We start from the raw sequence: 24,505 nt of genomic DNA, 5'->3' as shown, positions 1-24,505 counted from the left end.
CATTACGCCCGATGCCCCGCACTGAAACCGGGTTCGGCAGCACCGTTTCGATCATTTTCCGATGAACCCGCAACCACCGGCCCCACAGCTGCGGATGCGAACGCCCGCCCCGTGCACACGAGCACCAGCAGCGCCGCCGCCCCCGCGAGCCCCGGAACCGCGAACCCCCAGCGCGTCCCGGCCCACTCGACCACGGGACCGCCGGCCGCCGTCCCGACCGACGTGCCCACCGTGAACGTCGTCACCAGCCACGAGAACGCCTCCGTGACCGTGCCCCGGGGCGCGTGCCGGTCCACGACGATGAAGGCGCACGCGAGCGCCGGCGCGAGGAACACCCCGGCGAGCGCCGTCAGCGCCACCATCCCCACCGCTCCCGGCATCAGGACCAACGGCACGTAGCAGACCGCCAGCAGCGCCACGAGCAGCACGAGCCGCCGCTCCGGCGCGCCGCTCCACTGCCGCGCCCCGTAGACCGCCCCGCCCACCAGCGCCCCGAGGCCGAGCGCCGCCATCATCCAGCCGTACACCGCGTCCCCGCCGTGCTCGTCCGCGTACGACACGCCCGCGACCGTGATCGCGCCGAGTGCCGTCCCCACGAACAGGAACGCGCCGAGCAGTGCGAGCAGCCCCGGGGAGCGCAGCGCGCCGAGCCAGTGCGCCTCTCGCGGCGCCGACCGCCACGCGCGCGAGGGGCGCGACACCACCACCGACAGGGCGCCGAGCACGCCGATCGCGTTCACGACGAGCAGCGCCGCGCCCGCCGACCACAGCGACACGAGCCCGGTCACCAGGAGCGGGCCGACGGTGAACATGACCTCCTGCGCCACGGCGTCCATCGCGTACGCCGTGTGGACCTGGCCCTCCTTGCGCAGCACGTCCGGCCACAGCGCCCGCAGGCCGCCCTCCAGTGGCGGGGTGAACAGTCCGGCGACCACCATCGCGGCGTACGCGGCGACGAGCATGTCGGGGCCGGTGAACGCGAAAGCCGCCATGCCGAGGCCCGAGACGACGGCCGCCGGCAGCATCACGCGCGGCTGGCCGTACAGGTCCACCAGGCGCCCGAGCAGCGGCTGTCCGACGGCCGTCGCCACTCCGTAGACCGCGGCCAGCGCGCCGGCCAGGCTGTAGGAGCCGCCCTCCGCACGGACGAACAGCACGATGCCGATCGCCGCCGTCGCGTTCGGCAGCCGGCCCACGAGGGTGCCCGCCAGGAGCCGCGTCGCGTACCGCGCGCGCAGGATCTCGCCGTAACCGGAAGCCATCAGTCAGCCTCTCCTCGCCCGCCCGCGCGCCGATGCGCTCCTAGTTGTACGTATAACTTCGCGGGGTCATACGTACCATGTGCGCTGTTCACCAGTCCACCGCCCGTGCACGACCACCGTGTGCCGGGCGCCCGGACCGCCGGTGCCGGGCCACGTCCCGGCGCCGACCGCACGCCCGCCCCCGCCCCACCACGCCGGGGCCCACAGCGACCAGGAGACGTCCGTGGCCGGACCCCAGCACGACACCGCGGCCCCCCGCCCCACCAGCCGTGACGTCGCCCGCGCCGCCGGGGTTTCGCAGGCCACCGTCTCCCTCGTCCTGGGCGACAAGTGGCAGGGCCGCGTCGCCGAGCGCACCGCCGAGCGCGTCCGCGCCGCCGCCCGCGAGCTCGGCTACCGGCCCAATCTCGCCGCCCGCAACCTCCGCCTCGGCCGCACCCGCACCGCCCTCCTCGTGGTCCCCGCCCTCACCAACGAGTTCTTCGCCCGCGTGCACACCGGCGCCGCCCGCGTCGCCGCCCGGCACGGCTTCGGCGTCGTCCTCTACCCCACCCCGGACCTCAACGCCCCGGCCCGCGACCCCTTCGACTCCGCCCGCGCCTCGCTCGACGGCGTCCTCGCCTCCTCCATGGCCTCCGAGGCCCTCGGCGCGATCCGCGGTGACGAACTGCCCCTGGTGATGCTCGACAGCGACCCCGCGGGCAGCCTCGGCGCGAGCACGGTCAACCTCGACATCGCCGACGGCATGCGCCAGGCCGTCGAGCACCTGCTCGCCCTCGGCCACCGCGATCTGCTGCACCTGGCCGCCGACGTCGACTCCTGGACGTTCCACGTACGCCGTGACGCCCTCGTCGCCACCGTCCGGGGCACCGGCGCGACCGTCCGCACCGCCAAGGCGCTCCTGACCGTCGACGACGCCCGCGTCGCCGCCGAGACCGCGCTCAGCGGGCCCGGCCCCCGGCCCACCGCCGTCGTCTGCGACGACGACATCCTCGCCGCGGGCGTCTGCAAGGCCGCCCGCCGCCTCGGCCTGCACGTCCCCGACGACCTCAGCGTCACCGGCTTCGACGACCTGACCCTCGCCACCGCCGTCGAGCCCGAACTCACCACCGTCGCCCTGCCCGCCGAGCGCTTCGGCGAGCAGGGCATGGCCACCCTCATCGCCGTCCTAGACGGCCGCGCCCCCGAGCCCGCGGCCCTGCCCGCCCACCTCGTCGTCCGCGGCTCCACAGCGCAAAGCCCCGCACCCCGGCGCTGAGAGCCGGGACGCGGGGCCACGCGCAGTTCACCTGCCGCGGTACGCGGAGCTACTCGTCGGCGGAACCCGAACCGGAGTCCGATCCGGCCTCGGCGTCCGGGTCCGCGCCGTCCCCCGGCTCCCCCGCCGAGCCGCCCTCGCCGAGCAGCCGCTCCAGCTGCCGGCCGACGATCCGCTTGAACTTCCGCTGCTGCGGCCGCGTGCGGTCGAGGACCGCCACCTCCAGGCGCTCCGCGGGGATCTCCCGCTCACTGCCGTTGGTGTCACGCGACAGCGCCTGCACCGCGAGCTTCAGCGCCTCGGCGAGCGTCATCCCGTCCTGGTGGCGCTGATCCAGATACGTGCTGATCTGCTCCGCGTTGCCGCCCACCGCGACCGAGCCGTGCTCGTCGACGATCGAGCCGTCGTGCGGCAGCCGGTAGATCTGGTCGCCGTCCGGTGTCGTGCCGACCTCGGCCACGACCAGCTCGACCTCGTAGGGCTTCTCGGCGTTGCTGGAGAAAATCGTGCCCAGCGTCTGCGCGTACACATTCGCCAGGCCTCGGGCCGTCACATCGTCGCGGTCATAGGTGTAACCCCGCAGATCCGCGTAGCGGACGCCGCCGATGCGGAGGTTCTCGTACTCGTTGTACTTACCGGCCGCGGCGAAACCGATCCGGTCGTAGATCTCGCTGAACTTGTGCAGCGCACGGGACGGGTTCTCACCGACGAACACAATGCCATCGGCGTACTGCAGCACGACCAGACTGCGACCACGGGCGATGCCCTTGCGGGCGTATTCCGCCCGGTCGGCCATGGCCTGCTGGGGTGAGACATAGAACGGCGTCGACACCGGCTATCCGTCCCTTTCTGTCAAAAATTCACACAACAACAACGGGGCACTCAGAGCAGGGCGGCGCGCGGTCCGTCCGGCTGCTCGAGACGGCGAGCCAGAATCGAGCGCGCGATCTCGGAGGTCTCCGCCTCCGCCAGCCTCCGGAAGCCCTCTTCGGAGATCACCGTCACAATCGGATAGATCCGCCGGGCGACATCCGGACCGCCCGTCGCCGAATCGTCGTCCGCGGCGTCGTACAACGCCTGCACGACGAGTGTCGTCGCCTGCTCCTCCGTCAGGTCGTCGCGGTAGAGCTTCTTCATCGCGCCGCGCGCGAAGACCGAGCCCGAGCCCGTCGCCGCGAACCCGTGCTCCTCGCTGCGGCCGCCCGTCACGTCGTACGAGAAGATGCGGCCCTTGGCACGGTCCACGTCGAACCCCGCGAAGAGCGGGACGACCGCGAGGCCCTGCATCGCCATGCCCAGGTTGGACCGGATCATCGTCGAGAGGCGGTTGGCCTTGCCCTCCAGGGAGAGCGTCGCGCCCTCGACCTTCTCGAAGTGCTCCAGCTCCAGCTGGAACAGCTTCACCATCTCCACGGCGAGACCGGCCGTGCCCGCGATGCCGACCGCCGAGTACTCGTCGGCCGGGAAGACCTTCTCGATGTCGCGCTGCGCGATGACGTTGCCCATCGTGGCGCGACGGTCACCGGCGAGCACCACGCCGCCGGGGAACGTCGCCGCCACGATGGTCGTGCCGTGCGGAGCCTCGAGCACCCCTTGTGTCGGCGGCAACTGCCGCTTGCCGGGGAGCATTTCCGGCTGGTGCTCGGAGAGAAAGTCCATGAAGGACGAGGAACCAGGGGTCAGGAAGGCAGCCGGCAGACGCCCGGGCTTTCGAGTGTTGGCTTCCACGGGTTTCCTTCCAGGTAACTGATGGCCCGGCGCAAGGTGCCGGGAGCATCTCCCAACTTGCCGATCGCCGAATTGCAGTTGATGCACAGTACGCCACGGACCCTACCCGTCCCGCGGCAGTGACCCACATGGGCCGTCGCGCTTTCGCGGCATGCTCGACGACCCTCGCCTGCCCTTGGAAACCAAGGGAGCAGCGGCCTACTGGCCACCCTTTTGCACGAAGGAACGCACGAAGTCCTCTGCGTTCTCCTCGAGGACGTCGTCGATCTCGTCGAGGACGGAGTCCACGTCGTCGCTCAGCTTCTCCTGGCGCTCCTTGAGGTCCTCGGAGGCCTGCGCGTCCTGCGCCTGCTCCTCGACCTCCTCGGTGGAACGCGTCGCCTTCTGCTGTCCGCCGCCGGTGTCCTTGGTCGCCATCTACCTCACCCCGCTCGGTTAGACGTTTCTTGATCAGACCCTACAAGCCGGGTCTGACATCGGCCCCGCACTTCGTACAACGTGCGGGGCCCACCTCTGTGATTCCCCCGCGGCCAGCCTTTCAGCCGCCTTTCAGCCTCCGGAGAGCACCCGGACCAGATCCTCCGCCGTGCGGCAGCGGTCAAGGAGCTCTTTGACGTGATTACGCGTTCCGCGAAGCGGCTCCAGGGTGGGCACCCGCTGGAGCGAGTCACGTCCGGGCAGGTCGAAGATGACCGAATCCCACGAGGCCGCGGCGACGTCGTCGGCGTACTGCTCCAGACAGCGCCCCCGGAAGTAGGCGCGAGTGTCCTCGGGCGGCTTGCTGCGGGCCCGCTCGACGGCGCCCTCGTCCAGGAGGCGCTTCATCTTGCCGCGGGCCGCGAGACGGTTGTAGAGGCCCTTCTCGGGGCGTACGTCCGCGTACTGGAGGTCCACCAGGTGCAGGCGGGCCGCGTCCCAGTCGAGGCCGTCACGACGGCGGTAGCCCTCCATGAGTTCCCGCTTGGCGACCCAGTCGAGCTCTCCGGAGAGGCTCATTGGGTTGTTCTCCAGGCGGTTGAGCACGTCTTCCCAGCGTGTGAGGACGTCCTTGGTCTGGTCGTCCGCGTCGGCGCCGTACCGCTCCTCGACGTACTTGCGGGCCAGCTCGAAGTACTCCATCTGGAGCTGGACGGCCGTGAGGGTGCGGCCGCTACGGAGCGTGACCAGGTGCTGGAGGGTCGGGTCGTGGGAGATCTGGTGGAGGGTGCGGACAGGCTGGTCGACGGCGAGGTCGACCGCGATGAAGCCCTCCTCGATCATGGCCAGGACCAGCGAGGTGGTGCCGAGCTTGAGGTAGGTGGAGATCTCCGAGAGGTTCGCGTCGCCGATGATCACATGCAGGCGGCGGTACTTCTCGGCGTCGGCGTGCGGCTCGTCCCGGGTGTTGATGATGGGCCGTTTGAGGGTGGTCTCCAGGCCGACCTCGACCTCGAAGTAGTCGGCGCGCTGACTGAGCTGGAAGCCGTGCTCGTGGCCGTCCTGGCCGATGCCGACGCGGCCCGCCCCGGCGAAGACCTGGCGGGAGACGAAGAAGGGCGTGAGGTGGCGCACGATGTCCGAGAACGGGGTCTCCCGCTTCATCAGGTAGTTCTCGTGCGTGCCGTAGGAGGCGCCCTTGTTGTCGGTGTTGTTCTTGTAGAGGTGGATCGGCTGGGCGCCGGGGAGCGCGGCGGCCCGCTCGGCGGCCTCGGCCATGATGCGTTCGCCGGCCTTGTCCCAGAGGACGGCGTCGCGGGGGTTGGTGACCTCCGGTGCGCTGTACTCGGGGTGTGCGTGGTCGACGTAGAGGCGGGCCCCGTTGGTGAGGATCACGTTGGCGAGGCCGATGTCCTCGTCGGTGAGCTGGCTGGCGTCGGCGGATTCGCGGGCTAGGTCGAAGCCCCGCGCGTCCCGCAGCGGGTTCTCCTCCTCGAAGTCCCAGCGGGCGCGTCGCGCCCGGTGCATCGCCGCGGCGTAGGCGTTGACGATCTGGGACGAGGTGAGCATGGCATTGGCGTTGGGGTGGCCGGGAACGGAGATGCCGTACTCCGTCTCGATGCCCATTACTCGCCGTACGGTCATGCGGCCCTCCTTGCCCGGCGGCGCCCTCGGTCGGGGGCACCGCTCAAGTACCGCTGGTTCTCCGGTGCGTGTGCGGTGCCCGTCCCCGCACTGCGCGACTCGGCGGTACGGAAGAGCCTAGAACGCCTCTGCGCTGGTGGGGAGATCATTTCCTGCTTTGCTCTCGCTGGGTTGGTGACGCGGCTGCGAGGCGCCCGCGACCGGCGGAAAACAGTCGGCTGCGGGTACCCGTGGAGGGCACCCGCAGCCGCCCTGCCATCTACAGGTACTGACCGGTGTTGGCCACCGTGTCGATGGAGCGTCCGGTGTCGGCGCCCTGCTTGCCGGTGACGAGCGTGCGGATGTACACGATCCGCTCGCCCTTCTTGCCGGAGATGCGGGCCCAGTCGTCCGGGTTGGTGGTGTTGGGCAGGTCCTCGTTCTCCTTGAACTCGTCGATGCAAGCCTGGAGGAGGTGAGAGACCCTGAGGCCCTTCTGGTTCTGCTCGAGGAAGGCCTTGATGGCCATCTTCTTGGCGCGGCCGACGATGTTCTCGATCATGGCGCCGGAGTTGAAGTCCTTGAAGTAGAGGACTTCCTTGTCGCCGTTGGCGTACGTGACTTCGAGGAAGCGGTTCTCCTCGGACTCGGCGTACATCTGCTCCACGACGGACTGGATCATGCCCTGCACCGTGGCGGCCTTGTCGCTGCTGTGCTCGGCGAGGTCGTCGGAGTGCAGCGGCAGTCGTTCGGTGAGGTACTTGGCGAAGATGTCCTTGGCCGCCTCGGCGTCCGGGCGCTCGATCTTGATCTTCACATCGAGGCGTCCGGGCCGCAGGATGGCCGGGTCGATCATGTCCTCGCGGTTGGAGGCGCCGATGACGATGACGTTCTCCAGGCCCTCCACACCGTCGATCTCGGCGAGCAGCTGGGGAACGATGGTGTTCTCCACGTCCGAGCTGACGCCGCTGCCGCGGGTGCGGAAGAGGGATTCCATCTCGTCGAAGAAGACGATGACGGGGGTGCCTTCGCTCGCCTTCTCCCGTGCGCGCTGGAAGACCAGGCGGATGTGCCGCTCGGTCTCGCCGACGTACTTGTTGAGGAGCTCGGGGCCCTTGATGTTGAGGAAGAAGCTCTTCCCCGCGGGCTGCCCGGTGACCTCGGCCACCTTCTTCGCGAGGGAGTTGGCGACGGCCTTGGCGATCAGCGTCTTGCCGCAGCCGGGCGGGCCGTAGAGCAGGACGCCCTTGGGCGGCCGCAGTTCGTGCTCCTTGAAGAGATCGGGGTAGAGGTAGGGGAGCTCGACGGCGTCACGGATCATCTCGATCTGACCGCCGAGGCCGCCGATCTTCTCGTAGCTGATGTCCGGGACCTCTTCGAGGACCAGTTCCTCTACTTCGCTCTTCGGTACGACCTCGTAGACGTAGCCGGAGCGGGGCTCGAGCAGGAGGGCGTCTCCGGGGCGGATGGTGACGTCCAGGAGCGGCTCGGCGAGCCTCACCACCCGTTCCTCGTCGGTGTGTCCGAGCACCAGGGCTCGCTCGCCGTCCTCGAGGATCTCCTTGAGGGTGACGATGTCTCCGACGCTCTCGTACTCCATGGCCTCGACCACGTTGAGCGCTTCGTTGAGCATGACTTCCTGGCCGCGCCTGAGGTCGTCGAGTTCGACGCTCGGGCTGACGTTCACGCGGAGCTTGCGGCCGCCGGTGAAGATGTCGGCGGTGCCGTCCTCGTTCGCCGTGAGGAAGACTCCGAAGCCGGCCGGCGGCTGTGCGAGCCGGTCGACTTCTTCCTTGAGGGCCACGATCTGGTCGCGGGCCTCACGGAGCGTGTTGGCGAGCCGTTCGTTCTGCGCGGACACGCCTGCCAGGTTGGTCTGCAGCTCGACGATCCGCTCTTCGAGAATCCTCGTGTGCCGCGGAGAGTCGGCGAGCTTGCGTCGCAGGACGGCGATTTCCTGCTCGAGATAGGCAACCTGACCGGCTGGGTCCTCAGACCCTCGCCCCGGCCGGATGCCGCGGTTGATGTCGTCGTCGTGGGCTGCCACGGTCCTCACCTCCTCCAAGGGGAGCTGGACGCTTCCTGACCCTACCTGGGTGGGTGCTGATTGAAACCCCTAGATCACAAAGACGGTGGGGGTGTGTCCGATCTTCACCCTTGCGCTCTCCCTCACGCCAGGGGAATACCCACCCAACAACATCGGAAAGCCGCCGGTTGTAGGGTCGAAGTGTTCAACACCCGTCAGGGCTGGCCGGACTTGCAGCAAAGTCGGCCCTGCTCGACGCAGTTTCGGCAGGAGAGATGACCGTGCAGCACGAGGCGGAGACCGTCGGCGAGAGCCATGATCTGCTCGAGGTCTGGATCGATCAGGACCTGTGTACCGGCGACGGCATCTGTGCCCAGTACGCGCCGGAGGTCTTCGAGCTGGACATCGACGGCCTGGCCTATGTGAAGGGCGGCGACGACGAGCTGTTGCAGACGCCGGGGGCGACAACACCCGTGCCGCTGCCGCTGCTGCGGGACGTCACCGACTCCGCGAAGGAGTGCCCGGGTGACTGTATTCATGTACGTCGCGTTTCGGACAAGGTCGAGGTCTACGGACCCGACGCAGAGTGACCGAATTATTTCGCTGAGTGAGCGAAACGGGGCCCGTGGTTACCGTCTGAAGGTAACCACGGGCCCTTGCGCATGTCCGCGGGCCGCGCCCGGGGCCCACGCGCCGTCCACTGCGGCGGCGCGTGGGGCGGTGGGTGCGTCACACCCCGCGCGCCGCGCCGGGTGTCGAGCGGGTGAACGCGCCGTTCTTCCACTGCCACTTGGCCTCGTCGCGGAGATCGGGGCGGTAGCGGGGCACGTCGATCGAGGAATAGCCGAGGAGCGTCGCGGTCACGGCGCCCCGGCGCACCGCGAGGGCGCTGACGGTGCGGCCCTCCTTGGCGTCGAGGAGGGTGGCGACGACGCGCGGCTTGCCCTCGCGGGGCCGGGTGATGACATACAGGGCGTGCGGCGGGGTGCCGGAGCCCGCTTCGCAGTGCACGGCGGCGACGGTCTCGGGGTTGCCGTCGCCGTCGAGGTCGCCGGTCGCCTTCTTGGCGACGACGGAATCGGCGGGGCAGTCCAGGGGGTAGGCGACGGCGGCCGGGTCGGGGGCGGGCGCGGCCGCGGGCGCCGGGGCGCTGCGCGACTCGGGCTTCGGGTCGGTCGGGGCGGCGGTGGCCGGGTCGGGCTGGAGGAAGCCCGAGGCCGCGACGACGGCGGCGAGCGCGGCGGCGGTGGCCACCCAGTGGACGGGTCGGGTGGCCCACGACCGGTCCACCGTGTGGGCCGGTTCCGGGACGGCGGGGTGCTGCACGAGGAGTGTCTCCTGTGAGGGCTGTGCCGGTGGGGGTGGGGTGGCCAGCATGCTGCCACACCTCACAGCGCCGGGGAACACCGGGGCCCGGTGCGGTGACACGCGTCCAACACGGCGGCGCCGCCGTCGAGTTCCCTGGGTGCGGTGGGAACTCGACGGCGGCGCCGGTGCGTTGTGTGGAGTGCGCCGGGCGCGTGGGGTACGCGTCCGGGCGGGCGGTCAGCGGGGGCTGCCGCCGTCGGCGTTCGGGCCGGTGTAGTCCTCGCCGTAGGCGCCCTTGGCGGGGCGGCGGCGCCGCATGGGCGGCTCGACGCCGTCCGCGAGGCGGCGGGCGGTGAGGAGGAAGCCGGTGTGGCCGATCATGCGGTGGTCCGGGCGGACGGCCAGGCCCTCGATGTGCCAGTTGCGGATCATCGATTCCCAGGCGGTCGGCTCGTTGAAGCCGCCGATCTCCCGGATCGACTCGACGGTGCGGGCCAGCTGCGTGGTGGTGGCGACGTAGGCGCACAGGATGCCGCCGGGCACCAGGGCCTTGGAGACGGCCTCCAGGCACTCCCAGGGGGCCAGCATGTCGAGGATGACACGGTCGACCTCGGTGTCGGACAGGTTGTCCTGGAGGTCGCCGACGGTGAGCTGCCAGGCGGGGTGCGGGCCGCCGAAGTAGCGCTCCACGTTCTGCTGGGCGATCTCGGCGAAGTCCTCGCGGCGCTCGTAGGAGTGCAGCATGCCGTGGTCGCCGATGGCGCGCAGCAGGAAGGCGCTGAGCGAGCCGGAGCCCACACCCGCCTCCACGACGCGCGCGCCGGGGAAGATGTCGGCGAAGGCCAGGATCTGCCCCGCGTCCTTGGGGTAGACCACGGCGGCGCCGCGGGGCATGGACAGGACGTAGTCGGGGAGCAGGGGACGCAGCGCGAGGTAGGCGACGTTCCCCGTGGTGCGGACAACACTGCCCTCGGGAGCACCGATCAGCTCGTCGTGCGGGAAGGAACCCTTGTGGGTGTGGAAGTTCTTCCCGGCCTCGAGCGTGAACGTGTAGTGGCGTCCCTTGGGGTCGGTGAGCTGGACCTGGTCCCCGACCTTGAAGGGCCCGCGTCGGCGGGCGGCACCGGTCGGTTCGGACATGTGACCAGCCTACCGGCCGTGGCGGGGGCCGCCGACCACCGCGGTCGCGCGGGCCGCGGCGGGCGCGGTCAGCTGGGCCGCGCCATGGCGTTGACGAACGCGCGCTCGACGTCGGCGGCGGACAGCACGCCGTAGATCTCCCCGGAGGTCTCGACGACCAGGTATTCGGTGGCCGGGGTGGCGCGCAGCCGGTCCAGGAGCTCCTCCCCCGCCAGTTCGGCGGGGACGCGCATGCCTTCGGTGATGTCCTGGGCGAGGCCGCTGACGGTGACCCAGGGACGGCGGTGTTCCGGTACGCCGACGATGGCGGCCTCCCGGACCACGGACAGCGGGTCGCCGTCGGCGTCCACCACGACCAGGGCGCGGGCGCCCGCGGCGTTGGCGCGGCGCAGGGCCTCGGAGAGCGGGGTGTCGGTCTCCACGGGGACGGCGCGGCGGGTGAGCGCGCGGGCGCGCAGTTCGGGCAGGTGCTCGCGCAGCCGGGCCATCCGCAGGCTGTTGCCCGCCCCGGTCCAGATGATGGCGGCGAGGATCGCGGCGAGCAGGGCGTCGGTGACGGTGTCCATGCCGCCGATGTCCTGGGTCTCGCCGCCGAGCGCGCCGGACTGGTTGAGGATCGGCAGGCCGACCAGGACGGAGATGGCGAGGGCGCGGCCGACCCAGGCGGCGGCGATGGTGCCGCTCATGGGCTTGCCGGTGATCTTCCAGACGACGGCGCGGAGCATGCGGCCGCCGTCGAGCGGGAGGCCGGGCAGGAGGTTGAAGGCGGCGACGATGAGGTTGGAGATCATCAGTCCGGCGAGCAGGACGCCGGGGACGGTGCCGGGTTCCACGGCCTGCATGCCCGCGTAGAACACGCCCGCGAGGACGAGGGAGAGGAGCGGTCCGACGAAGGCGAGGACGAACTCGCGGCCGGGGGTCTCGCTCTCCTTCTCGATCTCGCTGACGCCGCCGAAGAACTGGAGCTGGATGCGGCGCACGGGGAGCTTGAAGCGGAGCGCGGCGACGGTGTGGGCCAGCTCGTGCACGAGCACCGAGGCGTAGAAGGCGACGGCGAAGAACAGTGACACGAGATAGCGGGCGTTGCCCAGCTCGGGCAGGACGCGGTCGAGCTGGCCGCCGAACACCCAGGTGATCAGCGCGGCGACGAGGAACCAGCTGGGCGCGACGTACACGGGCACGCCGAAGGGGCGCCCCATGAGGAGCCCGCCACCGGGGTTCTTCGGCTCCTCCTTGCCGCCCGCGCTGCCCTTGGCACCCTTGGAACTCTTGAGCGGCTCACCGGTGTGGTGCGCGTGGGCCCGTGGGGGGGCCTTGGACAGATCCGGCCGGTCGGCGGCCGTCGGGCGCGCCGCGTCCGCCGTCGGGGCCGGCGCCGCCTCGGGCGCGGCGTCGGAGCCGTCGGCCTCGCCCCGGGCCCGGTCCTCCCCCGTGCCGCCCGCGTGGATGTCGCCCTCCGCACCGGGGCGCTCGGCCCCGGCCCGGGACGCGCTGGACGGCGCGCTCTCCGCTCCACCGGACGCCCCCGCGGCCCGGCCGGAACCGGCCTGCGCCTGGTCACGCTCGGCCGCCGCCTGGTCGGACGCGGTCTCCCGGTCGGACGCGGTCTCCGCCTTGGCGGGCGCGTGCTCGTCGGACTGCGGCCTGCCGCTGCCGCCGCTTTCGTCCACGATGTCCCCTCGTTCGAAGCGTCCCCCGCTCCTGCTGTGGCGCGGTACACGCACGATCATGCAGGGCGGGAGGGTCTGTCGTCGATGGTATGCGGCCGTTGTCAGTGGCGGGTCGTAGGGTCTGTTGTCATGGAAACCAGGACCGACGACGTCAGGGCGGCCGCGCGCCCGGCGTCCCTGTCGCCCTCGCGCGCGAGCGACTTCATGCAGTGCCCGCTGCTGTATCGCTTCCGGGTGATCGACAAGCTGCCGGAGAAGCCGAGCGAGGCCGCGACGCGGGGCACCCTGGTCCACGCGGTCCTGGAGAGACTCTTCGACGCGCCCGCGACGGAGCGCACCGCGCCCCGGGCCAAGGCGCTCGTCCCCGGCCAGTGGGACCGCCTGCGCGAGGCCAAGCCGGAGCTTGCCGAGCTGTTCGCCGACGACGGCGCGGGCGAGCGCGTGGCCCAGTGGCTCGCCGACGCGGAGAAGCTGGTCGAGCGGTGGTTCACTCTGGAGGACCCCACGCGCCTCGAGCCCGCCGAGCGGGAGCTGTTCGTGGAGGCCGAGCTGGCCTCGGGCCTGAAGCTGCGCGGCATCATCGACCGCGTCGACGTCGCCCCCACCGGCGAGGTCCGCATCGTCGACTACAAGACCGGCAAGGCCCCCCGCCCGGAGTACGCGGAGGGCGCCCTGTTCCAGATGAAGTTCTACGCCCTCGTGGTGTGGCGCCTGAAGGGCCTGATCCCGCGCCGCCTCCAGCTCGTCTATCTGGGCAGCGGCGACGTCATCACGTACGACCCGGTGGCGGCCGACCTGGAGCGGGTCGAGCGCAAGCTGCTCGCGCTGTGGGACGCCATCGTGCGCGCGACGGAGACCGGCGAGTGGCGGCCACGGCCGACGAAGCTGTGCGGCTGGTGCGACCACCAGGCGGTCTGTCCGGAATTCGGCGGCACGCCCCCGCCGTATCCGCTTCCGGTGAGGCCGCCGGAGTCGCCGGACGCCGAGCAGGGCAGAATGGGCCCGGGCTAGGCGAAGGAGAGATACGTGGCCATCCGCGTCCTACTGGTCGATGACCAGCCGCTGCTGCGCACGGGTTTCCGGATGATCCTGGAGGCCGAGCAGGACATCGCGGTCGTCGGCGAGGCCGGAGACGGTCTGCAGGCTCTGGACCAGGTGCGGGCGTTGCAGCCCGATGTCGTCCTGATGGACATCCGCATGCCGCGGATGGACGGGGTCGAGGCGACCCGGCAGATCACGGGGCCCGGCCGGGACGGCCCGGCGAAGGTCCTCGTCCTGACCACGTTCGACCTCGACGAGTACGTGGTGGAGGCGCTGCGCGCGGGCGCCAGCGGCTTCCTCCTGAAGGACGCGCCGGCGAACGAGCTGGTCCAGGCGATCCGGGTGGTCGCCGCGGGCGAGGCGATGCTCGCGCCGAGCATCACCCGCCGACTGCTCGACAAGTACGCCGGGCACCTGCCCTCGGGCGACGAGCCGGTCCCGGACACGCTGCACACCCTCACCGACCGCGAGGTCGAGGTCCTGAAGCTGGTCGCGCGCGGGCTGTCCAACGCGGAGATCGCGGCGGACCTCTTCGTCAGCGAGACCACGGTGAAGACGCACGTGGGGCACGTCCTGACGAAGCTGGGTCTGCGCGACCGCGTGCAGGCCGCGGTGTACGCGTACGAGAGCGGCCTGGTCAGGCCCGGAGCGCAGTAGCCCCCGCGGGCACGAGGAGCACGACTGCGTGAGCACATAGCTGAGGGGGCGCCCGGTGGGCGCCCCCTCAGCTATGTGCTCGCCTCGCAGCAGGCGTCGGCCTCAGCTCAGGCGTCAGTCCTTGCTGAGCTCCCAGAAGCGGAAGACGGTCGACGCGTCCAGGCAGGACTCCACGCCGTAGACGTTCTCCTGGACGACCGCGTACTGCTTGGCCTGCCAGACCGGCAGGACGGGCACCTCGGCGGCGACGATGTCCTGGAGCTTGCCGTAGTCCTTGTCCGTGGAGTTGCGGTCGCTCTGCGCGGCCGTGGCCGGGATGATCTTCCCGGTGATGGTGCTGTTCTCGTAGTGGTTCGACAGGACGTTGCCCTTGCCGAAGAACGGCTGCGTGAAGTTGTCCGGGTCCGGGTAGTCCGGCACCCAGCCCTTGACGTAGACGCCGTACTTGCCGGCCTCGATGTCCTTCTCGTACTGCTCGAACTCGACGGACTTCACGTCGGCCTCGAACAGGCCGCTGGCGTTGAGCTGCTTGGCTATCGCGCCCAGCTCCTCGTCGGTGGCCGGGCCGTAGCGGGACGGCGTGGACCAGAGCGTCAGCTTGGCCTTGCCCTCGATGCCGGCTCCGCGCAGGGCGGCCGCCGCCTTGTCACGCTGCGGGCGGGCGCCGTAGGTGTCGAAGAAGGCGGTGTTGTGGCCGCCGATGCCGGCCGGGACGATCGAGTACAGCGGCGTCGCCGTGCCCTGGTACACCTGGTCGACCAGCGCCTCGCGGTCGAGGAGGTAGGCGATGGCCTTGCGCACGCCGGGCTTGCCGGCCATCGGGTCCTTCATGTTGAACACCAGGTGCTGCACTTCGGCGCTGGTGCCCTCGACGACCTCCGTCTTGGTGTCGGAGGTGCCCTTCTCGAAGTCGGCGATGTCCGCGGCGGCCAGGCCTCGGTAGGCGACGTCGATGTCGTGGTCGGTGATCGCCTGCTTCAGGGCCTTGCGGTCGCCGTGGAAGAAGCGCAGCGTGACGCCGTCGTTGCGGGTCTTCGCGGTGCCCTTGTAGCCGGAGTTGACGGAGAAGACCGCCTCCTCCTTGTCGAACGAGTCGAGCTTGTACGGCCCCGAGCCCACGGCCTCGCTGTCGGCGCGGAGCTTGTCCTTGGGGTACTCACGGTGGTCGACGATCGAACCGGCGCCCGAGGCGATCTTGCTCGGGAAGGTCGCGTCGGGGAACTTCAGCTTGAAGACGACCGTCTTGGCGTCCGGCGTCTCGACCTCGTCGAGCATCGGGAACATGAGCGCCGGGCCGGTCTTGTCGTTGATCTCGCGCACGCGGTCGAAGGAGTACTTGACGTCCTTCGAGGTCAGGTCGTTGCCGTTGCTGAACTTCAGACCGTCGCGCAGCGTGCAGGTGAAGACCTTGGTCTGCTGGTCGGTGAAGCGGCACTTGCGCGCGGCCTCCGGCTCCGGCTGGGTGGCGCCGTTGGGGAAGCTGAGCAGTGACTGGAAGACGTTGTTGAACAGCAGCCACGAGCCCGGGTCGTAACCGGACGCCGGGTCGGTGGCGAGGACGTCGTCGGACATCCCCACCACCACGGAGTCGCTGTCCGCGGCGGAGCCGCCCGACTCCGATCCACAGCCCGTCAGCAGGGTGGCGGCCAGGCCGGAGGTGAGGGGCAGGGCCAGCCACTGGTTGCGCATTTTCACTTGCGTGCCTTGTCGTTGTTTCCGTACTCGGTGAGGCGCCGGTCAGTCGCCCACACCGCGGGCGAGCTCCCACAGCTGCAGGTTCGAGGAGGAGTTGAGAGCCCATTCGACGCCCGTGATGTCGTCACGTGCGGCGATGTACTGCTTGCCCTGCCACAGCGGCAGCACCGGGACGTCTTCGGCCACGATGTCCTGGATCTTCTCGATGCTCTTGCTCGCGCTGAGGCGGTCGGCCTCGCGCCGGGAGGTGGGGATCAGTTCGTCGTTGATGGTGCTGTTGCGGTACGGCGAACCGAGGAAGTTGTCCTTGTCGAGGAACGGCGCGAGGAAGTTGTCGGCGTCCGGGAAGTCAGGGAACCAGCCCATGCCGTAGACGTCGTACTTACCCTCGCGCTCCGCCGGGCGGAAGGTGTTCCAGACCTCGCCCTTGATCTTCACGTCGAAGAGGCCGGTGGAGTTCAGCTGCTGCTGCAGCGTCTCGAACTCCTTCTTCGTGGCCGGGCCGTAGTGGTCCGTGGTGTAGTGCATGGTCAGCTTGACGGGCGTGTTGATGCCCGCCTCGGTGAGCAGCTTCTTGGCCTTCTTCGGGTCCGGCTGCTCGTACTTGTTGAAGAACGAGTTGGAGTGGCCGGTGATGGTGGTCGGCACCAGCGAGTACAGCGGGTCGGCCATGGAGCCGTACACACTGCTCGCGAGCGCGCCGCGGTCGACGATCTGGGCCATGGCCTGGCGGACGGCCTTGTTCTTGACGGTCGACGCGTTGGTGTTGAAGGCGAGGTAGCGGATCTCCAGGCCGGACATCTCGACGAGGTCGATGTCCTTGCCGGGGCTCTCGTCCAGCTTCTTCACCTGCTGCGGCGACATGGTGCGGGTCATCAGGTCGATGTCGCCGCTTTCGAGGGCCTTGCCCATCCCGGCCGCGTTCACGAAGGTGCGCAGCTCGACCTTCTCGTTCTGCTGGCCGAAGGAACCCTTGTAGTGGGGGTTCTTGGTGAAGACCGCCTTGACGAGCTGGTCGCCCTTGACTTCCTGCTTGACGGTGTACGGACCGGAGCCGTCCACCTCGAAGCCGTCGCGCAGCTTCGTCTTGCTGTAGTGATCGGGGCTGACGATGCCCGCGATCGGGGTGGCCAGCTTGTACGGGAACGTCGCGTCCGGGCTCTTGAGGTGGAAGACGACGCCCCGGTCGCCCTGGACCTCGATGGTCTCGACGTTCGAGACGAGGCCGTCGACACCGCTGGAGTTGGCGACCTTCATGTCCCGCACTCGCTCGATGGAGAACTTCACATCGGAGGCGGTCAGCGGCTTGCCGTCGGCGAACTTGAGGCCCTTGCGCAGGGTGCACGCGTACCGCTCGTTGCCGGTGTCGGTGAAGCCGCACTTCTGCGCCGCCTCGGGCTCCGGCTCGCCGCCCCCGCGCGGCATGGCCATGAGCGTCTGCAGGGTCTGCCGCAGGATGTTCCAGGTCCCGGCGTCGTAGGAGTACGCAGGGTCGAAGGGAGCCGGGACTTCCTTCGAGACGGCGAACCGGTCCGTGGTGCCCACCGCGATGGAGTCGTCGCCGTCCCCGCCGCCCGAACCGCCACACGCGGCGAGCGTGGGGGCGAGCAGACCTATCAGGGCCGGCAGCACCAAAGTCTTGCGGTTCATGCTGGACGTTCTCCAGAACTCTTGAATACCCGTGTTTTCCGGCAACGGCGGGGTGGGGTTGATGGGTCACGGGGGGGGTGGGGCGATGTTCTCGCGACGAGATTAGTCCGCACCAGCGAAGGCGTTGGAGGAGACCGGAGTTGAGCTGCCATCACGCAGTGATACGGGGCGTGGACACACCGATAACCCGACACCGGAAGGTTTCGTGCACGGGCGGCCCAATCAGGACACAAGGTCACGCCCCACCCGAGGGGTAAGGGCTCTCCGGCATAGGATCAGGGACCTGTCGACCCTCTTGCACGTGGGAAACGTCACACTTTCAACTGGCTGTGTGCCCCGGGCATTTCAGCCACCCGAGGCTGGTTCACCGGCTGCCATGCCCGTTCGGGCACTCTTCTCACAGGCTCATCAGGCCGTGCAGGAACCGCAGGTCGACCTGTTCGAGGGAGGGCACGACGGTGCGGCCCGCGGCGGGCGCGATCGGCGCGACGGACGGTACGGCCACGACGCGGCAGCCCGCGGCCTCGGCGGCGGCCACGCCGGTCGCGGTGTCCTCGATGACGGCGCAGCGGCCCGGTTCGGCGCCGAGGCCGGCGGCGGCGATCAGATAGGGGTCGGGGTGCGGCTTGGTGCGCTCCACCTCGTCGCCCGCCACGGTCAGGCGGAAGTGGTGGGTGCCGATGGAGCCGAGGATCCGGTCGATGATGCGCCGGTGCGAGGCCGAGACGAGCGCCGTCGGCACGTCGTGCGCGGCGAGCTCGGCGAGGAGTCCGGCGGCGCCCGGCATCAGCGGCAGGGAGCGGCTGATGCGGTCCTCGAAGCCGTCGTTGAGCAGCACGGTCAGCTCGGCGAGGGTGATGTCGGCGCCGGTGGCCTCGATGAGGAAGCCGGCGCTGCGGGTCATGGGGCCGCCCACGACGACGTCGCGCCAGGCCTCGTCGAGGGTGTGCCCGAGTCTCGCGAAGACCTCCACCTCGGCGTCCCACCAGAAGCCCTCGGTGTCGACGAGGGTTCCGTCCATGTCCAGGAGGACGGCCTGCAGAGCGGATCCTTCGGCCGTTCGGGTACCGAGGGCGGGAACCGTACTGGTCATCGGGCACACCTCCATGAGGGACGAGAAGGCCGGTCCCCCAAGGGGGACCGGCCTGAGAGCTGGACCGACCAGTGTACGTTCCCGGCGCCGAACTCGCGCTGCGATATTGCGGGGGGGCGGGCGCCCTAGGGGGGCCGCGCCCCCTTGCCCCCGCTCATCGGCGCATCGCGCCTCGCCCTCAAGCGCCGGACGCGCTTGATTCCCACCCGTCCGCAGGCTGGTTCGCCGCCCGGTCGGCTGAGGACTCCTTACCGCGCGTTGAAGTACTTCGCCTCCGGGTGGTGGATCACGATCGCGTCCGTCGACTGCTCGGGGTGGAGTTGGAACTCCTCCGAGAGTTCCACGCCGATCCGCTCCGGCTGCAGGAGTTCGGCGATCTTGGCGCGGTCCTCCAGGTCGGGGCAGGCGCCGTAGCCGAGGGAGAAGCGGGCGCCGCGGTACTTGAGCGCGAACATGTCCTCGACGTCGGCCGGGTCCTCGCCGCCGAAGCCCAGTTCGGCGCGGACACGGGCGTGCCAGTACTCGGCCAGGGCCTCGGCCAGTTGCACGGACAGGCCGTGCAGCTCCAGGTAGTCGCGGTAGGCGTTGGCGGCGAACAGCTCGGCGGTGGCTTCGCCGATCCTCGAGCCGACGGTGACGACCTGGAGGCCGACCACGTCGGTCTCGCCGGACTCCTCGGGGCGGAAGAAGTCGGCGAGGCACAGGCGGCGGCCGCGGCGCTGGCGCGGGAAGGAGAAGCGGGTGCGCTCGTTGCCCTGGTCGTCCAGGATGATCAGGTCGTCGCCCTTGGAGACGCACGGGAAGTAGCCGTAGACGACGGCGGCTTCGAGGAGGTTCTTGGTCTGGAGTTCGTCGAGGAGGCCGCGCAGGCGCGGGCGGCCCTCGGTCTCGACCAGTTCCTCGTACGTCGGTCCGTCGCCGGCGCGGGCCTGCTTCAGGCCCCACTGGCCCTTGAAGAGCGCGCCCTCGTCCAGCCAGGAGGCGTACTCCTTGAGCTGGATGCCCTTGATGACGCGGGTGCCGCGGAACGGGGGCGTCGGCACCGGGTTGTCGGTGGCGACGTCGGAGCGGGCGGGGCCCTCGGGCTCCTTGACCTCGACGGCGGGCGTGTCGCGCTTGGGGACGCGGCGCTGCTTGAGCTCGGGCAGGGTGGCGCCGGGCACGCCGCGCTTGACGGCGATGAGGGCGTCCATCAGGCGCAGGCCCTCGAAGGCGTCGCGGGCGTAGCGGACTTCGCCCTCGTAGATCTCGTGCAGGTCCTGTTCGACGTAGGCCCGGGTGAGCGCGGCGCCGCCGAGGATGACCGGGTAGTCGGCGGCCATCTGGCGCTGGTTCAGCTCCTCCAGGTTCTCCTTCATGATCACGGTCGACTTGACCAGGAGCCCGGACATGCCGATGACGTCGGCGCGGTGTTCCTGGGCGGCGTCGAGGATCGCGGCGACGGGCTGCTTGATGCCCAGGTTGACGACGTTGTAGCCGTTGTTGGACAGGATGATGTCGACGAGGTTCTTGCCGATGTCGTGGACGTCGCCGCGCACGGTGGCGAGCACGATGGTGCCCTTGCCCTCGGCGTCGGACTTCTCCATGTGCGGCTCCAGGTGGGCCACCGCGGACTTCATGACCTCGGCGGACTGGAGCACGAACGGCAGTTGCATCTGGCCGGAGCCGAACAGCTCGCCGACGACCTTCATGCCCTCCAGGAGCGTGTCGTTGACGATGTCCAGGGCGGGCCGGTCGACGAGCGCCGCGTCCAGGTCGGCCTCGAGGCCGTTCTTCTCGCCGTCGATGATGCGGCGCCGCAGCCGCTCCTCCAGCGGCAGGGCGAGGAGTTCCTCGGCCTTGCCCGCCTTCATCGACTTCATGTTGACGCCCTCGAACAGCTCCATGAGCCGCTGCAGGGGGTCGTAGGCGGGCTCGTCGCCCTGCTGGGGGCGGCGGCGGTCGTAGATCAGGTCGAGGGCGACCGCGACCTGCTCCTCGTCGAGGCGGGCGATCGGCAGGATCTTCGAGGCGTGCACGATCGCGGAGTCGAGGCCCGCCTTGACGCACTCGTCGAGGAAGACGGAGTTGAGGACCACACGCGCGGCCGGGTTGAGGCCGAAGGAGATGTTGGAGAGGCCGAGGGTGGTCTGGACGTCGGGGTGGCGCTTCTTCAGCTCGCGGATGGCCTCGATGGTGGCGATGCCGTCGCCCCGGGACTCCTCCTGACCGGTGCAGATGGTGAAGGTCAGGGTGTCGATGAGGATGTCGGACTCGCGGATGCCCCAGTTGGTCGTCAGGTCCTCGATGAGGCGCTCGGCGATGGCGACCTTCTTCTCGACGGTGCGGGCCTGGCCCTCCTCGTCGATGGTGAGGGCGATCAGGGCGGCGCCGTGCTCCTGGGCGAGCGCGGTGACCTTCGCGAACCGGGAGTCGGGGCCGTCGCCGTCCTCGTAGTTGACGGAGTTGATGACGGCGCGGCCGCCCAGCTTCTCCAGGCCCGCCTGGATGACGGGCACCTCGGTGGAGTCGAGGACGATGGGCAGTGTGGAGGCGGTGGCGAAGCGCCCGGCGAGCTCCCGCATGTCGGCGACGCCGTCCCGGCCGACGTAGTCGACGCACAGGTCGAGCATGTGGGCGCCCTCGCGGATCTGGTCGCGGGCCATCTCCACGCAGTCGTCCCAGCGGGCGTCCAGCATGGCTTCGCGGAACTTCTTCGAGCCGTTGGCGTTGGTGCGCTCGCCGATCGCCATGTACGAGGTGTCCTGGCGGAACGGCACGGTCTGGTAGAGCGAGGCGGCGCCGGGCTCGGGGCGCGGGTCGCGCGCGGTCGGGGTCAGGCCGCGGACGCGCTCGACGACCTGGCGCAGGTGCTCGGGGGTGGTGCCGCAGCAGCCTCCGACCAGGGACAGGCCGTACTCGCGGACGAAGGTCTCCTGGGCGTCGGCGAGCTCGGGGGGCGTCAGCGGGTAGTGCGCGCCGTCCTTGCCGAGGACGGGCAGGCCGGCGTTGGGCATGCACAGGATCGGGACGCGGGAGTGCCGGGCGAGGTAGCGCAGGTGCTCGCTCATCTCGGCCGGGCCGGTCGCGCAGTTCAGGCCGATCATGTCGATGCCCAGCGGCTCGAGGGCGGTCAGCGCGGCCCCGATCTCGGAGCCGAGCAGCATGGTGCCGGTGGTCTCGACGGTGACGGAGCAGATCACCGGCACGGTGGCGCCGGTGGCGTCCAGGGCACGGCGGGCGCCGAGGAGGGCGGCCTTGGTCTGCAGCAGGTCCTGGGTGGTCTCCACCAGGAGCGCGTCGGCGCCGCCCGCGATCATGCCCTCGGCGTTCTGCTGGTAGGCGTCGCGCAGCAGGGTGTACGGGGCGTGGCCGAGGGTGGGCAGCTTGGTGCCGGGGCCCATGGAGCCGAGCACCCAGCGCTGCTGACCGGTGGAGGCGGTGAACTCGTCGGCGACCTCGCGGGCGATGCGGGCGCCGGACTCGGAGAGCTCGAAGACGCGCTCGGGGATGTCGTACTCGCCGAGCGCCGCGTGGTTCGCGCCGAAGGTGTTGGTCTCGACGCAGTCGACGCCCGCGGCGAAGTACTCGCGGTGGACGGAGGCGACGATGTCGGGGCGCGTGATGTTCAGGATCTCGTTGCAGCCCTCGAGGTTCTGGAAGTCCTCGAGGCTCGGGTCCTGTGCCTGCAGCATGGTGCCCATCGCGCCGTCGGCGACCACCACGCGGGTCGCCAGTGCTTCGCGGAGGGCGTCGGCCCGGTTCCCGGCGGAGGTGTCCACCGCGGAAGCGGATGAGGGGGTCGGCGACGAGGCCATGAATGAGCTCCCTGGAGTGCGACGGCTGTCGGCTTTGCGGTTCCTTGGGGACCCGCACCCGGCCAGGGTAGCCGGGACCCCGGTCCGGGCGTGAGAGCGTCCCAGCGGGCGGACCCGTCCGCCACCTGGCTGGAAGTGTTCGCCCGGCCCCGTCCGGCGAAAACGCCGTGTGCGCACCCTTAGCCACAGGTCGGCAACGACCGATAGTGTTCAGCATTGTCGAACGGTGAATGCGTTCTTGAGGTCGCTGCGGACTGCGTGCGCGGCACGGGATGGAGGACAGGGCTGCGATGGCACGGAACATCCAGTCGCTCGAGCGGGCCGCCGCGATGCTGCGCCTGCTCGCGGGCGGCGAGCGCCGACTGGGCCTCTCGGACATCGCCTCCGCCCTCGGGCTCGCCAAGGGTACGGCCCACGGCATTCTGCGCACCCTCCAGCAGGAGGGCTTCGTCGAGCAGGACGCGACCTCGGGCCGCTACCAGCTGGGCGCGGAGCTGCTGCGGCTCGGCAACAGCTATCTGGACGTGCACGAGCTGCGCGCCCGCGCCCTCGTGTGGACCGACGACCTGGCCCGCTCCAGCGGCGAGAGCGTGTATCTGGGCGTCCTGCACCAGCAGGGCGTGCTGATCGTGCACCACGTCTTCCGGCCCGACGACAGCCGCCAGGTCCTGGAGGTGGGCGCCATGCAGCCACTGCACTCCACGGCGCTCGGCAAGGTGCTCGCGGCCTACGACCCGGTGGCGCACAGCGAGGCCCTGGAGGCCGACCGGGAGTCGTTCACGGCGCACACGGTGAGCGCGGCGGAGGCGTTCGAGGGCGTCCTCGACCTCACGCGCGCGCGGGGCTACGCGGCCGACGTGGAGGAGACCTGGGAGGGGATCGCGTCCGTGGCCGCGCCCATCCACGACCGGCGGCGGATGCCGGTGGGGGCGGTGGGGATCACGGGGGCCGTGGAGCGGGTGTGCCCCGCGGGCGAGATGCGGCCCGAGCTGGTCGCCGCCGTCCGGGACTGCGCGCGGGCCGTCTCCCGCGATCTGGGCGCGAGCCGCTTCTGACCTGGGCCCTCTCGTCGGACGCGGCCCTTCTGGTTGCGGCGGCGGCGATAACCCAGAACGATCAATAACGATCGTGTTTTCAATTACAGAAGTCTTGACGTGCTGGTAACCCCGCGGCCAGACTCGCGTCCACCGGTCGGCATTGTCGAACACCTAACGGCATTACGCGTTACAGTGGGGCAAGCCAGGGCCGGCAACGCCCTCACCTGAGGGCGCGGACCACCGGAGGGACCCGGGGTTCGCCTTTCCCTGGACGAAGGACAAAGGAGTCGCGGGTGTCCAGCTCCGACATCTTCATCGGCGAGACCATCGGTACCGCCGTGCTCATCCTGCTCGGCGGTGGCGTGTGCGCCGCTGTCACGCTCAAGCGCTCGAAGGCCAAGGACGCGGGCTGGCTCGCGATCACGTTCGGCTGGGGCTTCGCCGTGCTGACCGGCGCGTACCTCGCGGGCGGCGTCTCCGGCGCGCACCTCAACCCGGCGGTCACCATCGGCCTGGCCGTGGACGGTGGCACCAAGTGGAGCGACGTGCCGATCTACCTCGGCTCGCAGCTGCTCGGCGCCATGATCGGTGCGGTGCTCGTGTGGGCCACGTACTACGGCCAGTTCCAGGCCCACCTCACGGACCCGGAGATCATCAACGCCAAGTCCGGCGACGAGGGCATGGTCGACCTGAAGGCCGCGCCCAAGGCCGGCCCCGTGCTCGGCATCTTCTCCACCGGTCCGGAGATCCGCAACGTCGCCCAGAACCTGGTCACCGAGATCATCGCCACGACCGTGCTCGTCCTGGCGATCCTCACCCAGGGCCTCAACGACGGCGGCAACGGCCTCGGCGTCCTCGGCGCCCTGATCACCGCGCTCGTCGTGGTCGGCATCGGCCTCTCGCTCGGCGGGCCCACGGGCTACGCCATCAACCCGGTCCGTGACCTCGGCCCCCGCGTCGTCCACTCGCTGCTGCCGCTCCCCAACAAGGGTGGCTCCGACTGGTCGTACGCGTGGATTCCCGTCGTCGGACCGCTGATCGGCGGCGCCCTCGCCGCATACATCTTCAAGCTGTTCTGAGCGACCAGCCGACCACGCCGAGAA

Annotated in this window: 20 protein-coding genes; 6 read left to right on the top strand and 14 right to left on the bottom strand. The window is 70.2% G+C overall.

Translation table 11 applies throughout. The features are described from left to right. Positions 1–2: 2 nt before the first annotated feature. Positions 3–1,262 carry an MFS transporter gene (locus QUY26_RS32545; protein ID WP_289953020.1) on the bottom strand — a complete coding sequence of 420 codons (1,260 nt, stop codon included), beginning with the start codon at positions 1,260–1,262 and terminating at the stop codon, positions 3–5. A gap of 223 nt (positions 1,263–1,485) precedes the next feature. On the opposite strand from QUY26_RS32545, the gene QUY26_RS32540 reads away from it, so the two are divergent. Next, complete coding sequence (locus QUY26_RS32540; protein ID WP_289953019.1) at positions 1,486–2,520, top strand: LacI family DNA-binding transcriptional regulator; 1,035 nt, start codon at positions 1,486–1,488, stop codon at positions 2,518–2,520. Positions 2,521–2,569: 49 nt separating this feature from the next. Here the strand turns inward: QUY26_RS32540 and prcA are convergent, their stop codons facing one another. The 6 genes from prcA to arc form a co-directional block, all read right to left on the bottom strand. Then, positions 2,570–3,352 (bottom strand): proteasome subunit alpha, encoded by a 783-nt coding sequence (prcA, locus tag QUY26_RS32535; RefSeq protein WP_289953018.1) that lies wholly within the window; start codon positions 3,350–3,352, stop codon positions 2,570–2,572. Positions 3,353–3,402: 50 nt separating this feature from the next. Beyond that, positions 3,403–4,248: a proteasome subunit beta gene (prcB, locus tag QUY26_RS32530; protein WP_289953016.1), complete on the bottom strand. Its 846-nt coding sequence runs from the start codon at positions 4,246–4,248 to the stop codon at positions 3,403–3,405. After that, positions 4,200–4,457 carry an endonuclease domain-containing protein gene (locus tag QUY26_RS32525; protein WP_354670723.1) on the bottom strand — a complete coding sequence of 86 codons (258 nt, stop codon included), beginning with the start codon at positions 4,455–4,457 and terminating at the stop codon, positions 4,200–4,202. The genes prcB and QUY26_RS32525 overlap by 49 nt, the downstream gene beginning before the upstream one ends. Next, entirely contained in the window at positions 4,447–4,665 is a 219-nt protein-coding gene (locus tag QUY26_RS32520; RefSeq protein WP_016325855.1) for a ubiquitin-like protein Pup, read from the bottom strand. Before QUY26_RS32520 ends, QUY26_RS32525 begins: the two co-directional genes overlap by 11 nt. 132 nt (positions 4,666–4,797) lie before the next feature. Continuing rightward, a complete protein-coding gene (dop, locus tag QUY26_RS32515; RefSeq protein ID WP_354670722.1) occupies positions 4,798–6,309 on the bottom strand; it encodes a depupylase/deamidase Dop in 1,512 nt (503 codons plus the stop codon). Positions 6,310–6,568: 259 nt separating this feature from the next. Beyond that, positions 6,569–8,335, bottom strand: coding sequence for a proteasome ATPase (gene arc / locus QUY26_RS32510; RefSeq protein ID WP_289953003.1), 1,767 nt, complete (start codon positions 8,333–8,335; stop codon positions 6,569–6,571). A gap of 254 nt (positions 8,336–8,589) precedes the next feature. Between arc and QUY26_RS32505 the strand changes: the two genes are divergently transcribed. After that, positions 8,590–8,904 (top strand): ferredoxin, encoded by a 315-nt coding sequence (locus QUY26_RS32505; RefSeq protein ID WP_289953000.1) that lies wholly within the window; start codon positions 8,590–8,592, stop codon positions 8,902–8,904. Between the two features lie 139 nt (positions 8,905–9,043). Here the strand turns inward: QUY26_RS32505 and QUY26_RS32500 are convergent, their stop codons facing one another. The 3 genes from QUY26_RS32500 to QUY26_RS32490 all read right to left on the bottom strand — a co-directional run bounded on the left by QUY26_RS32500 (position 9,044) and on the right by QUY26_RS32490 (position 12,432). Further along, the gene (locus QUY26_RS32500; protein ID WP_289956238.1) at positions 9,044–9,640 is read right to left on the bottom strand and encodes a hypothetical protein; all 597 of its coding nucleotides are present in this window, start codon (positions 9,638–9,640) and stop codon (positions 9,044–9,046) included. Positions 9,641–9,859: 219 nt separating this feature from the next. Further along, on the bottom strand, positions 9,860–10,762 hold the full coding sequence (locus tag QUY26_RS32495) for a tRNA (adenine-N1)-methyltransferase (RefSeq protein WP_016639459.1): 903 nt from the start codon (positions 10,760–10,762) through the stop codon (positions 9,860–9,862). Between the two features lie 68 nt (positions 10,763–10,830). Continuing rightward, the gene (locus QUY26_RS32490; protein WP_289952996.1) at positions 10,831–12,432 is read right to left on the bottom strand and encodes a site-2 protease family protein; all 1,602 of its coding nucleotides are present in this window, start codon (positions 12,430–12,432) and stop codon (positions 10,831–10,833) included. Between the two features lie 129 nt (positions 12,433–12,561). Between QUY26_RS32490 and QUY26_RS32485 the strand changes: the two genes are divergently transcribed. Both QUY26_RS32485 and QUY26_RS32480 read left to right on the top strand, forming a co-directional pair. Next, on the top strand, positions 12,562–13,443 hold the full coding sequence (locus QUY26_RS32485; RefSeq protein ID WP_289952993.1) for a RecB family exonuclease: 882 nt from the start codon (positions 12,562–12,564) through the stop codon (positions 13,441–13,443). A 15-nt stretch (positions 13,444–13,458) separates the two neighbouring features. Beyond that, a complete protein-coding gene (locus QUY26_RS32480) occupies positions 13,459–14,130 on the top strand; it encodes a response regulator (protein WP_030356234.1) in 672 nt (223 codons plus the stop codon). A 114-nt stretch (positions 14,131–14,244) separates the two neighbouring features. Here QUY26_RS32480 and QUY26_RS32475 read toward each other — a convergent pair whose 3' ends face one another. The 4 genes from QUY26_RS32475 to metH form a co-directional block, all read right to left on the bottom strand. Next, positions 14,245–15,825 (bottom strand): ABC transporter substrate-binding protein, encoded by a 1,581-nt coding sequence (locus QUY26_RS32475; RefSeq protein ID WP_289952990.1) that lies wholly within the window; start codon positions 15,823–15,825, stop codon positions 14,245–14,247. 42 nt (positions 15,826–15,867) lie between these two features. Then, the gene (locus tag QUY26_RS32470) at positions 15,868–17,475 is read right to left on the bottom strand and encodes an ABC transporter substrate-binding protein (RefSeq protein WP_289952987.1); all 1,608 of its coding nucleotides are present in this window, start codon (positions 17,473–17,475) and stop codon (positions 15,868–15,870) included. A 397-nt stretch (positions 17,476–17,872) separates the two neighbouring features. Further along, positions 17,873–18,568, bottom strand: coding sequence for an HAD family hydrolase (locus QUY26_RS32465; protein ID WP_289952985.1), 696 nt, complete (start codon positions 18,566–18,568; stop codon positions 17,873–17,875). 248 nt (positions 18,569–18,816) lie between these two features. Continuing rightward, complete coding sequence (gene metH, locus QUY26_RS32460; RefSeq protein WP_289952981.1) at positions 18,817–22,365, bottom strand: methionine synthase; 3,549 nt, start codon at positions 22,363–22,365, stop codon at positions 18,817–18,819. Positions 22,366–22,655: 290 nt separating this feature from the next. Here metH and QUY26_RS32455 point away from each other — a divergent pair, with 290 nt between their 5' ends. Further along, a complete protein-coding gene (locus tag QUY26_RS32455; protein ID WP_289952979.1) occupies positions 22,656–23,420 on the top strand; it encodes an IclR family transcriptional regulator in 765 nt (254 codons plus the stop codon). 275 nt (positions 23,421–23,695) lie between these two features. Further along, the gene (locus QUY26_RS32450) at positions 23,696–24,481 is read left to right on the top strand and encodes an MIP/aquaporin family protein (RefSeq protein WP_289952977.1); all 786 of its coding nucleotides are present in this window, start codon (positions 23,696–23,698) and stop codon (positions 24,479–24,481) included. The last annotated feature ends 24 nt before the right edge of the window (positions 24,482–24,505 follow it).

The organism is Streptomyces flavofungini (assembly GCF_030388665.1).
Classification (GTDB): domain Bacteria; phylum Actinomycetota; class Actinomycetes; order Streptomycetales; family Streptomycetaceae; genus Streptomyces; species Streptomyces flavofungini_A.
Note: the sequence above shows the minus strand (reverse complement) of the source record. Positions and strands in the feature narration are given on the sequence as shown.